The following is an 11,971-nucleotide window of genomic DNA, read 5'->3' as shown; positions in this document are numbered from 1 at the left end:
GACGCTCGGCGCGCTCGCGGAATTGGAAAGCGCCTTCGGTGACGACGACATGCTGGCGCTCGCGGCGCGCTTCGAGAAGGGGCGGCTCTCCGCGCGCGATTGCGTAAAGATAATCGCAGCCGGACTGCGCGGCGCGGGATGCGCGGTAACGGACGACGAAGTCGCCCTGATGCGCGTGAACGGCGGCGCCGCAGAGTACGTCGACATCGTTGCCCGGCTTTTGAATGCGACGTTCGGCGGAGATGATCAGCAGGCAGGCGCGGCGACCGTGCGGGAGGACGGCGGCGAAACGCGCGCCCCTTTCGCTGGACGCGCGTGATGGAACTCGGCCTCGGTGTCCTCGGCATGATGCCGGGCGCTTTCTGGTCGTTGACACCGCGCGAGCTGCAGGCGGCGCTGGCAGGCAGGTTCGGCGGAGCCCGCGAAATGACGCTCACGCGCGGAGACCTCGACACGCTCATGCAACGCTTTCCGGATGAAAGTGCAACCTATGACAATGAATGACGATCAGCTCGAGACCTGGAACGTCAAGGTCACGGCCGACACGAGCGATCTCGAAACAAAGCTCCAATCGACGTCGCGGACCGGAAGGCAATTCGCCAACACGCTCGTCTCGGCATTCGACGATATCGCGATCAAAGGCAAGAACGTCGGCGATGTCTTCAAGTCGCTGGCGCTCAACCTCTCGCAGTTGGCGCTCAAGACGGCGCTGCAGCCGCTGACGTCCGACCTCGCATCGGTGTTCCAAGGCGTCATCTCGGGAGCGACGCCGTTCGCGAAGGGCGGTGTCATTCAGGCTGGAACGCCAGTGCCGTTTGCAAGCGGCGGCGTCATCGCAAGCCCGATCTCATTCCCGCTGGCAGGCGGCGCGACGGGGCTCGCCGGAGAGCGCGGGCCGGAAGCGATCATGCCGCTGACACGAGGGTCGGACGGTCGGCTCGGCGTCGCGATGTCGGGCGGCGGGGGACAGCAGATCACGATCAACATCTCGACGCCGGACGTCCAAAGCTTCGGCCGCTCGCAATCGCAGATCGCCGCGATGATCGCGCGCGCCGCCGCGGCCGGCCAGCGCAACCTCTAAAGCGCAACCTCTAAGTCGCCTCCTCACAAAAAAGCGAAACTCACATGTCCTTTCACGACGTCAGATTTCCGACGGCGATCTCGCGCAATGCGCAAGGCGGACCAGAGCGGCGCACCGACGTCGTCGTGCTGGGATCGGGATATGAAGAGCGCAACAGCCGCTGGGCAGACAGCCGGCGAAGCTACAACGCGGGATATGGCGTCAAATCGCTCGATGATCTCTATCAGATCATCGCATTCTTCGAAGAGCGGCGCGGCCGTCTTCATGCGTTTCGTTGGCGCGATCCGATGGACTGGAAATCCTGCGCTCCGAACGCGGCGCCGAACGCGCTCGACCAGGTCATCGGAACGGGGACGGGCGATCGCGCAGCGTTCCAGTTGAAAAAGGTCTACGGCAACGCCTTCGCGCCCTGGACGCGCGATATCAAGAAGCCAATCGTGGCGACTGTGAAGATCGCCGTTGCCGGCGCGGCGCAAATCGCAGGCACGAATTTCGCGATTGATGCTTCGACGGGCGTCGTGACATTTCTCAGCGGTCACATTCCGGCAAGCGGAGCGAGCGTAACGGCAGGCTTCGAGTTCGACGTGCCCGTGCGCTTCGATACCGACAAGCTCGAGGTCAATCTCTCGGGCTTCACCTCGGGCGCCATTCCCAACATTCCGATTGTCGAGGTGCGCCTATGAAGACGCTCTCGCCGGAATTTGCCGCGCATCTCGCGTCGGGCGCGACGACGCTGTGCTGGTGCTGGCGCATCGAACGCCGCGACGGAACCGTCCTCGGCTTCACCGATCACGACAACCCGGTCGCGTTTGGCGGCACAGCTTACGAGGCGGCAAGCGGGTTCACCGCGAGCGATATCACCGATGGTCTCGGCCTGTCGGTCGACAACCTCGAGGTCACGGGCGCGCTGTCGTCCGGAACATTGACCGACGATGACCTGGCCGCCGGCCGCTATGACGACGCGCGCATCGCGATCTATCGCGTCAACTGGGCGGACCCCAGCCAGCGCGTCCTGATGCGGTCCGGCAGCATTGGCGAAGTGCGGCGCACGGGCGCGAGCTTTACGGCCGAGCTTCGCGGCCTCGCGCACTATCTGCAGCAGCCGACGGGACGGATTTTACAGCGGACGTGCGACGCCGATCTCGGTGATACGCGCTGCGGCATCGATCTTTCGTCGCCGGCCTTCAGGGGTGTCGGCGCAATTCTGACAGCGGTATCGGCTCGGCGTTTCACGGTCTCCGGCATCGACGCATTCGCCACGCGATTCTTCTCACGCGGTCTCTTCGCATTCACGTCTGGCGCCTCAGCGGGCCTCAGAATCGAGATCAAGACGCACACGAAGCTTGCCTCCGCCGTCGAGATCGAACTTTGGACGGATGCCGAAGGCCCACCCGCCGCGGGCGACGAATTCATCGTCACCGCAGGCTGCGACAAGCGGTTTGAGACATGCAAGGCGCGCTTCTCGAACACGATCAATTTCCGCGGCTTCCCGTCGATACCCGGCAATCAGTTCCTGACGAAAATCGGACGCTCGAGCTGAAGATGCAGCATGTGACGCGAAGCAGAATTGTCGAAGCGGCCCGCGGTTGGATCGGCACGCCCTACCATCATCAGGCGAGTGTCCGTCACGTCGGCACCGATTGTCTCGGGCTTGTGCGCGGTGTCTGGAAAGAGCTCTACGGCGCCGACGCGGAAAAGCCGCGGGCCTACAGCCGCGATTGGGCGGAAGCGAGCGGAAGCGAGGCCATGCTCGAAGCCGCCGGCCGGCATCTTGTGGCGAAGCCGATCGCCGCGATGACCATCGGCGACGTCGTCGTTTTCCGGCTCCGCGCCGGAATGGTGGCGAAGCACGCGGCCGTCGTCACGGCGCCCGCAATGATGGTGCATGCGATCGAAGGCGCACCGGTCGCCGAGGTTCCGCTGACGAATTGGTGGCGGCGCCGGATCGCAGGCGCATTTCAATTTCCCGGCGTGGTGTGAGCTGCCGTCATCCTCGAACGGCTGAGGCCCCGCGTCACCCCTCCCCTGACCCCTCCCCGTCAAGGGGAGGGGAATGCAGCATAAGCCCCTCCCCCTCGCGGGGAGGGGTTGGGGTGGGGGGATCGAAGTTCGCGGCCTCGCTCCGCGCCAATAAGAAAGGCGTCACAAATGGCGACACTTGCTCTTGCGGCAGTCGGTGCAGCCGTCGGCGGCAGCATGCTGCCGGCCGGCGTCGGCTTGCTCGGCGTCACGCTCTCTGGCGCGGCGATCGGATCGCAGATCGGCGCATTTGCCGGAGCATATGTTGACAACGCGCTCTTCGCCCCCTCCGGACAGACGCGCACGGTCGAAGGTCCGCGCCTTTCCGATCTCCGGCTGACCGCGTCGACCGAAGGTGCGCCGCTTCCGAAAATTTACGGTCGTGCGCGCGTCGGCGGACAGATCATCTGGGCGACCGATCTCGAAGAAGAGATCGTGACGACGACGCAAGCCACGGGCAGCGGCAAAGGAGGCTCGGGAAGCAAGACGCGCCTCGCGCAATATAACTACTACGCCAATTTCGCTGTGGCGCTTGGCGAGGGTGTGGTGACGCGCATCGGCCGCGTCTGGGCCGACGAGCAGGAACTCGATCTCGCGCGGACGACGTTCCGCTTGCACACCGGCACGGAAACGCAAGACGTCGATAGTCTCATCGCGGCGCGCGAGGGCGTGGACAATGCCCCAAGCTATCGCGGCGTCGCCTATGTCGTGTTCGAGCGCTTTGCGCTCGCCGATTACGGCAACCGCGTTCCGCAACTCTCGTTCGAAATCTTCCGCAGCGTCTCGGCTGCCGACCAGGACATTCGCGGCGTCGTGATGATCCCGGGTTCGGGCGAGTTCGTCTACGCGACGGAACCTGTGCATCAAACGTTCGACGACGGCGTTTCGCAATCGGAGAATGTCCATCAATTGGTCGGCCCGACCGACTGGCAGGTTTCGCTCGATCAGCTCGAAGCGGCATTGCCGAACGCCAAGTCGGTGTCGCTTGTCGTCAGCTGGTTTGGAACGGATCTCCGCGCGGGCGCATGCAAGATCATGCCGGGCGTCGAGACGCGCCACAAGCGGACAGCACCACTCAGCTGGTCCGTTGCAGGCGAAACGCGCAGCACTGCTCATCTCATCAGCACGCGCGACGGCAACGCAGCCTATGGCGGCACGCCGTCCGACCAGACGGTCGTCGCCGCCATTCGGGATATGAAAGCGCGTGGATTGAACGTGACGCTCACGCCGTTCGTTCTTATGGATGTTCCGGCGGGCAACAGCCTTCCTGATCCCTACGGAGGCGTGAGCCAGCCGGCATATCCGTGGCGCGGACGAATTGCGTGTCATCCGGCGCCCGGCCAATGGGGAACGCCCGACAAAACGTTAGCCGCCGCGACGCAAATCGCAAGCTTCGTCGGCTCCGCCGCGCGATCTGACTTTTCCATCTCTGGCACCAGCGTGCAATACGCGGGGCCGGACGAATGGTCGTACCGGCGCATGATCCTGCATCAGGCGTTTCTGGCGAAAGCGGCTGGCGGCGTCGAAGCGTTCGTCATCGGCACCGAGTTGCGCGGGCTGACGTCGGTCCGATCGAGCGCCAACGCATATCCATTCGTCACAGAGCTGATCGCGCTTGCCGATGACGTGAAAGCGATCCTCGGCGCGGGAACGAAGGTGCTCTATGCCGCCGACTGGACGGAATACTTCGGCCATCAGCCTGCAGACGGTTCGGGCGACGTTTATTTCCATCTCGATCCGTTGTGGTCGGCGTCGAGCATCGATGCGATCGGCATCGACATCTATTGGCCGCTGGCCGACTGGCGCGATGGCCGCGATCATCTCGACGCGGCCGCCGGCGCAAGCTCGATCTACGACCCGGCGTATCTCCGTTCGAACGTCCACGGCGGCGAAGGCTTCGATTGGTATTACGCGTCAAGCGAAGATCGTGATGCGCAGATTCGCACCCCGATAACGGATGGATCCGGAAAGCCGTGGGTCTTTCGCTACAAGGATATCCATGCGTGGTGGAGCAACGCGCACTACAATCGTCCCGCAGGCGTCGAAAGCGCGTCCGCGACCGCCTGGGTGCCGCAATCGAAGCCGTTCTGGTTCATGGAGATCGGCTGTCCCGCGGTCGACAATGGTGCGAACCAGCCGAACGTCTTTGTGGATCCGAAGAGTTCGGAATCGGCGCTTCCCTATTATTCGCGTGGGCTTCGCGATGACCTGATGCAGGCGCGTCATCGCCAGGCGCTCACTGACGCTTTCGATTGGACGAAGCCGGGCTACGTCGAAGGCCGCAATCCGGTATCGGCGATCAACGGCACGCGAATGGTCGATCTCGATCGCGTGCACGTCTATTGCTGGGACGCGCGTCCCTATCCGGCATTTCCGGATGCGACGACCTATTGGGGCGATAGCGAAAACTGGCAGCTCGGACATTGGCTGAACGGTCGACTCGGCGGCGCGGCGCTGGATGATGTCGTGTCGGCCATCCTGCACGATCAGGGCTTCGCAGACTTCGACGCGTCCGCGCTGATGGGAACGGTGCCGGGCTACGTCATCGACCGGACGATGGCGGCGCGCGATGCGATACAGCCGCTGGAACTCGCGTACTTTTTTGACAGCATCGAAAGCAACGGCAAGATCGTGTTTCGCCATCGCGGCCGCGCCGCGCCTGCGATGACGCTCGAGCTGGATGCGCTCGTCGAAGAGAGCGCGGGCGATGCGCTGTACGAGCTGACGCGCGCCCAGGAAACCGACCTTCCCGCATCCGCCAAGCTCCGCTACATCTCAGGCGTCGACGATTATCCGCAAGCCGTCGCCGAAGCGCGGCGGCTGACAGGGGCGAGCGGGCGCGTCGCGGAAGCCGATCTCCCGATCGTGCTCGACGACGGCCTTGCCGGAGCGATCGCCGAGAGCTGGCTCTACGAAACGTGGGCGACGCGCGAATCCGCAACCTTCAAGCTGGCGCCGTCGACACTCGCACTCGAACCCGGAGATCTCGTCTCGGTCGACATCGGCGGACGAAGCCGCTTGCTGCGCTTGACCAATATTTCGGAGCACGGGGTTCGCGACATCCGGGCGTTGAGCATCGATCCGGGCGTTTACGATCGGATCGACGTCGCGCCGCGCGCCGCCCCCGAGCCTGCACCGGTTCAGATCGGCTCGCCCGCCGTTGCGTTGATGGATCTGCCGCAGTGGAACGCCGCTGCGGATGCGGCGGCCGGATACGTCGCCGCGATGCAGAAGCCGTGGCCCGGCAGCGTTGCTGTGTTCGCATCTCCGCAGGAGACTGGATATCAGCTCAAGGCGATCGCCGGCGCACCAGCAACGCTCGGCGTGACGCTTGATGAACTGCCGCGGGGTCCCGAGGGACGCATCGATCATCGCGCAAACATCCGCGTGCGCCTGACGAGCGGAACGCTTTCCTCCGTCGATCTCGTCGCGATGCTGGCGGGCGCCAACCTCGCGGCTCTTCGCAACGCGAGTGGCAATTGGGAAATCGTTCAGTTCCAAACCGCCGAACTCGTCGATGTGCAAACCTATCGCCTCGGCGAATTTCTTCGCGGTCAGTTCGGAACCGAGGGGGCGATCGACGACGCGCTTCCGGCGGATGCGCAATTCGTTCTGCTCGACGGCGCGGTGACATCCGTGCAGGTCAGGGAGAGCGAACAGAAGGTGCCGCTCAATTGGCGCTATGGACCCGGCAACCGCGATATCGGCGACGCGTCGTACGTCACGGAGCCTTTCGCCTACCATGCGCTTGGGCTTCGGCCGTTGTCGCCAGTCCATGTCAGAGGCGTGCGAACGTCTGGCGACCTCAGCATCTCTTGGGTTCGGCGCACGCGCAGCGGCGGCGATAACTGGGAGCTGCCCGAGGTGCCGCTTGGCGAAGAAAGCGAAAGCTACGAGGTCGATATTCTCGACGGCTCGACGGTGAAGCGCACGCTCGCAACATCCTCGGCAAACATCACGTATTCGAGTGCCGATCAGATTGCCGACTTCGGAGCCGTCCAGCCGAGCGTATCGGTCAAAGTATATCAGACGAACGTCATCTTCGGCCGGGGCGCTTCCCGCGCCGCCATCGTTTAACGCGTAAGTCGAATTGAGAGTCGCTGAATTCCCCTCCCCTTGACGGGGAGGGGTTAGGGGTGGGGTGAGAAGAGGAGCTGGAAAGGTTTTTCGGAGGCGAATGGTTGCCCCTCGCTGATTGTTCATTCTCGACGAACTGCACTGTGCTGTTTCGTTCACCCCCCCCCCGCTAGGGGGAGCCGTCGTGGCCGAAACGGAAATCTCAAAAAGGCGAAACAATCATGGATCAACCGGCGTGGCTCGCGGCCGCGTGGGCCGAATTCGGCGTGCGCGAAATTCCGGGCAAGGAGCATTCTGCCGAAATTCTCCGCTACTTCCGCGAAGCAGGCGACACAAAGGTCGAAAGCGACGAGACGCCGTGGTGTGCCGCGTTTGCAGGCGCCATGCTGAAGCGCGCCGGATGCCAGGGCACCGGATCGCTGATGGCGCGGTCGTATCTCGATTGGGGAATTGGCCTCGACGAGCCGCGCTTCGGCGCGCTCGTCGTCTTGGCGCGGGGCGACGATCCGACGGCCGGACACGTCGGGTTTCTGATCGGGTCGGCGGCCGGCAAGCTCTACCTCCTCGGCGGCAACCAGGGCGACGCGGTTACGGTCTCAGCCTTCGACGCCGCGCGCCTTCTCGGCTTCCGATGGCCGGACGCCGAGACCGAGGCGGAAAGCGCGACGGCCGACAACGGCACCTTCGCGAAGGCGCTTGCCCACGTTCTCGAAATGGAAGGCGGCTATTCGAATGATCCGTACGATCCGGGCGGCCCGACCAATCGCGGCGTAACGCTCGAAGTCTATGCCAACTTCAAAGGCCAGACGCTTGATGCCGGCTCGCGCCCGCGGCTCATTTCGGAATTGAAGTCGATCCCCGAAGCCGTCGTCGAGGCCATTTATCGCCGCCGGTATTTCGACCCCGCTCACTGCGCAGCGTTCACCGCACCGCTGGCCCTGATGCATTTCGATGCCGCCGTGAACCACGGCGTCGGCGCCGCGACCCGAATGCTGCAGCAGGTCGTGAACGTCACGGTCGACGGCGAGATCGGCCCCGAGACGCTCTCTGCAATCGGCAGCCGACGACTGACCGATCTGATCGACGACTACGCGGAAATCCGGCGCACCCGCTACCGGGCGCTTCCGCATTTCTGGCGCTTCGGACGGGGCTGGCTGAAACGCGTCGACGCGACATTGGCCCTCGGAAAATCCTGGGGCGCGGCTGACGGCATTACTCGCGGGCTCTTGGAGCCGGCACAAATCGCAAAAGGAGAATCCAACATGAGCAATCAAGCAGCGGCTGCGAAGACGATCGACGATACGGCGAAATGGTGGGCCCAATCGAGGACGCTTTGGGGAACGCTGATCACCGCCGCGGCGACTGTGCTTCCCGTCATCGCCCCGGCAATCGGCGTGAGCCTGCCCGCCGATCTCATCCAGACTTTCGGCAATCAGGCGGTGATCGCCGTTCAGGCGCTCGCTGGTTTGTTCGGGACGGTGCTGGCGATCTACGGCCGCTTCAAGGCGTCCTCGGTCCTCAGCCTACGAAAGAGCTGAACAATATCAGGGGCTCATCCTTAATGGCTCCCGTATTCATCGGCGGTTCAACGCGCTATGTTAGATAGTCGGTTTTCCGGAAGAACGCGGATGGTCGATTTGGGAAGAGCGGTGGCAGCAGCGGCTGCGGCAGTTGTACTACTGCCGTGCGCCGCCTCGCGCGCCGACGACTGCCTGACCGACTGGGGCATGGCCGGCCAGATCGTCCGCCGGGAAAACCTGATAACCGTCGAGGAGGTATCGCGCTCGTTGGCAGCAGATGGTATCGGCAAGCTCGTAAAGACCACGCTGTGCCGTACGGAAGCCGGATATTTTTATCGTCTGGTCATCAGAAGTCCGACGGGACAGCTTAGAACGACCGTTATGACAGCGAGGGGCCGGTAGTCGGTCCGTCGTTGCGGGATGGAAATCTCTCGCCGAGATCTCCGAGCGTCCGCAAGTCTTGCTGGAGGGGGAGGGGACATACCGTGCGAGCGCTCGTCGTCGAGGATGACAAGGACTTAAACCGTCAGCTTTCGGCGGCTCTGGAAGACGCAGGCTTTGCCGTCGATACGGCTGCCGACGGAGAGGAAGGCTACTTCCTCGGCGATACCGAGCCGTATGATATCGTCATTCTCGACATAGGCCTGCCCAAGATGGACGGCATTTCCGTCCTTGAGCAGTGGCGGCGAAGCGATCGCAAGATGCCCGTCATTATTCTGACCGCACGCGACCGCTGGAGCGACAAGGTCGCCGGAATGGATGCCGGCGCCGACGACTATCTCGCCAAGCCCTTCCATATGGAAGAGTTGCTGGCGCGGGTCCGGGCTCAGGTCCGGCGGGCGTCCGGCCATGCGAAATCGGAAATCGAATGCGGCCCCGTGCGTCTCGACACCAAATCGGCGCGCGTGACCTGCGAGGGCTTGCCCGTCAAGTTGACCTCGCATGAATTTCGCCTGCTGGCCTATTTGATGCACCACAATGGCCGGGTGGTTTCGCGAACCGAGCTGGTCGAACATCTCTATGATCAGGATTTTGATCGCGATTCGAACACGATCGAAGTATTTATCGGCCGACTGCGGAAGAAAATTCCCGGCGACGTGATCCAGACGGTCCGCGGTCTCGGATACCGCATGAGCCAAGGACCGGATGAGGCTTAACTCACTTGCGCTGCGCCTTTTCGCAACTTCGGCAGCGTGGACGCTACTGGCGCTGCCGCTCGCGGGCTACATCATTTACGCGCTATATCGGGACGACGTGCAGCTGAGCTTCGACGCCCAGTTGAAGAAGCTGCTGACCCAGATCACGATCGATAGCATGAGCACGATGGGCGACGAGCCTGTCAACCCGCCGAACCTTTACGAGCCCCTTTTCGAAGTCACGCAGTCGGGCTGGTATTGGCAGATACGCCCAATCGACGGCGCTCCCGGCCGCACGCTCGTATCGCCCTCGCTCGCAACGGCAATGTTGCCTTCCCCCTATGACCGAAAGTTCCCGACCGACGACACGGGGACGCGCTGGATGAACGTCCCCGGCCCGACCGGCTCGACGATCCGCATCCTCGAATTCATCGACTCCCCCGGTCACGATCCCGAAAAGACGAAGTATTCGATCATGGTCGCCGGTCCCATGGACTGGTTCGAGGAAACGGTCGCCAAATTCCGCGCCCGCCTCACGAGCGCGCTTTCGCTTGTGGGTCTCGGCCTTTTGGCGGCGACCGTTTTCCAGGTTCGTTTCGGTCTTCTGCCGCTGCGCCGGATCGAACGAGGTTTAGCGAGTATCCGTTCCGGCCAAGTCGAACGCCTCGAAGGCCAGTTGCCGGCCGAGATCGAGCCGTTGCAAACCGAACTCAATGCGTTGATCGATTCAAACCAGGACATCATCGACCGCGCCCGCACGCAGGTCGGCAACCTCGCGCATGCGTTGAAGACCCCGCTCGCGGTCATCACCAACGAAGCGCGGGAAGATCAAAGCGCATTCGGCTCGAAGGTTGCCGAGCAAGCCCATCTGATGCGCGATCAGATTACGCATTATCTCGACCGCGCGCGTATCGCTGCGAGGACGAATACCATTGGCCGCGTCACGCCCGTCGATGCGACGGCCGAGCCGTTGGTCCGAGCGATAGAACGCATCCATCGGGAAAAAGGCATATCGATCGACTACGCGGTTCAGCCCGGTGCCAAGTTCCAAGGTGAAAAGCAGGACCTCGAAGAAATGTTGGGCAACCTGCTCGACAATGCCTGCAAGTGGGGCAAGCGCAGGGTCTACCTGACGGCAACTATCAACAGTCAGGAGACGACTGCCCGGCGAAAGCTCACCCTGACCGTCGAGGACGATGGCCCGGGGCTCTCGGCGGAGCAAAGAGCCAAGATCGGCAAGCGCGGACTTAGGCTCGATGAGACCAAACCCGGCTCGGGGCTGGGACTTTCGATCGTCACCGATCTCGCGGCTTCATATCGAGGCCGGTTGAGGCTCGATGCCTCCGAGCACGGCGGCCTAAAAGCTGTTCTTGAACTCCCCGCCGCCTGACGCGGGTTGATTCCGCATCGCAACAGCGGATGGAGTGGGGATTTGCCCGAATTGTGGTGGATTTCCGCCTTGTCGAAGGCGCAATATCGGTCTAGCGAATACCGTAGGACTACGCGCCGGTGGGGCCAGCGGCGTGTCGGGGGATGCCACAAATGGGGTTTACCATGCGCACCGCGCGCCTTTCGCTGCCGCTTCTGGCAGCCACCTTGCTTTGCGCCTGCAGCAACGGCCAGGGCGGAGTGGACAACACCGGTACCGGCCTCGTTCTCGGTAGCATCGCCGGCGGTGTCCTCGGAAATTCGATCGGCAAGGGTGAGGGAGGCAAGGTCGCGGCCACCATCGGCGGCGCCGTCATCGGCGGCATCGTCGGCAGCCAGATCGGCAAAAGCCTCGACGAACGCGATCGCCGCTTGGCGCAGGAAGCGGAATATGACGCTCTCGAGCGCGGCCAGTCCGGCAATCCGCGGCAGTGGCGCGATCCTGATACCGGTCACTACGGGGAAATCGTTCCGAGCAAGCCTTATAAGCGCGGCGTCGCCGATTGCCGTGACTACACGCACACCGTTTACATCGACGGCCGGCCGCAGAAGATGCATGGCACCGCCTGCCGGAGTTCGGACGGAACGTGGCAGAACGTCGGTTGACGCGCTGCAGCGGCCAACTCGTTTCATTTCTCTAAGTTAATCCCGTCCGCGACAGATGGGCTAACTTGGGCTTTGTCGGCTTGCCTCGGCAGGCGTGCGATCCT

General features: G+C 63.2%; 12 protein-coding genes. All 12 read left to right on the top strand.

Features of this window, described 5'->3' with window-relative positions; all coding sequences use genetic code 11:
- Positions 1–319 (top strand): gene transfer agent family protein (locus BM399_RS20810; protein WP_092869707.1); only part of this gene is annotated, 319 nt, incomplete at its 5' end.
- Positions 319–504, top strand: a complete 186-nt coding sequence (locus BM399_RS20805) for a phage tail assembly chaperone (protein WP_092869706.1) — start codon at positions 319–321, stop codon at positions 502–504. The genes BM399_RS20810 and BM399_RS20805, both read left to right, overlap by 1 nt.
- The gene (locus BM399_RS20800) at positions 491–1,081 is read left to right on the top strand and encodes a phage tail tape measure protein (RefSeq protein ID WP_177228231.1); all 591 of its coding nucleotides are present in this window, start codon (positions 491–493) and stop codon (positions 1,079–1,081) included. The genes BM399_RS20805 and BM399_RS20800 overlap by 14 nt, the downstream gene beginning before the upstream one ends.
- A 44-nt stretch (positions 1,082–1,125) precedes the next feature.
- Positions 1,126–1,764, top strand: coding sequence for a DUF2460 domain-containing protein (locus tag BM399_RS20795; RefSeq protein ID WP_092869704.1), 639 nt, complete (start codon positions 1,126–1,128; stop codon positions 1,762–1,764).
- Positions 1,761–2,621, top strand: coding sequence for a DUF2163 domain-containing protein (locus BM399_RS20790; RefSeq protein ID WP_092869703.1), 861 nt, complete (start codon positions 1,761–1,763; stop codon positions 2,619–2,621). The genes BM399_RS20795 and BM399_RS20790 overlap by 4 nt, the downstream gene beginning before the upstream one ends.
- A 2-nt stretch (positions 2,622–2,623) precedes the next feature.
- Positions 2,624–3,061: an NlpC/P60 family protein gene (locus BM399_RS20785; protein WP_092869702.1), complete on the top strand. Its 438-nt coding sequence runs from the start codon at positions 2,624–2,626 to the stop codon at positions 3,059–3,061.
- A gap of 168 nt (positions 3,062–3,229) precedes the next feature.
- Positions 3,230–7,177 carry a baseplate multidomain protein megatron gene (locus BM399_RS20780; RefSeq protein WP_092869701.1) on the top strand — a complete coding sequence of 1,316 codons (3,948 nt, stop codon included), beginning with the start codon at positions 3,230–3,232 and terminating at the stop codon, positions 7,175–7,177.
- 221 nt (positions 7,178–7,398) lie between these two features.
- Positions 7,399–8,715, top strand: a complete 1,317-nt coding sequence (locus BM399_RS20775; protein ID WP_092869700.1) for a TIGR02594 family protein — start codon at positions 7,399–7,401, stop codon at positions 8,713–8,715.
- Positions 8,716–8,805: 90 nt separating this feature from the next.
- Positions 8,806–9,099 carry a hypothetical protein gene (locus BM399_RS20770; protein ID WP_092869699.1) on the top strand — a complete coding sequence of 98 codons (294 nt, stop codon included), beginning with the start codon at positions 8,806–8,808 and terminating at the stop codon, positions 9,097–9,099.
- 83 nt (positions 9,100–9,182) lie between these two features.
- On the top strand, positions 9,183–9,854 hold the full coding sequence (locus tag BM399_RS20765) for a response regulator transcription factor (RefSeq protein WP_092869698.1): 672 nt from the start codon (positions 9,183–9,185) through the stop codon (positions 9,852–9,854).
- Positions 9,844–11,223, top strand: a complete 1,380-nt coding sequence (locus BM399_RS20760) for a sensor histidine kinase (protein WP_092869697.1) — start codon at positions 9,844–9,846, stop codon at positions 11,221–11,223. The genes BM399_RS20765 and BM399_RS20760 overlap by 11 nt, the downstream gene beginning before the upstream one ends.
- Positions 11,224–11,387: 164 nt before the next feature.
- Positions 11,388–11,867: an RT0821/Lpp0805 family surface protein gene (locus BM399_RS20755; protein WP_092869696.1), complete on the top strand. Its 480-nt coding sequence runs from the start codon at positions 11,388–11,390 to the stop codon at positions 11,865–11,867.
- Positions 11,868–11,971 lie beyond the last annotated feature (104 nt).

The organism is Hyphomicrobium facile, assembly GCF_900116175.1.
Classification (GTDB): domain Bacteria; phylum Pseudomonadota; class Alphaproteobacteria; order Rhizobiales; family Hyphomicrobiaceae; genus Hyphomicrobium_B; species Hyphomicrobium_B facile.
The sequence above is the reverse complement of the archived record's forward strand: the minus strand, read 5'-3'. Positions and strand labels throughout refer to the sequence as shown.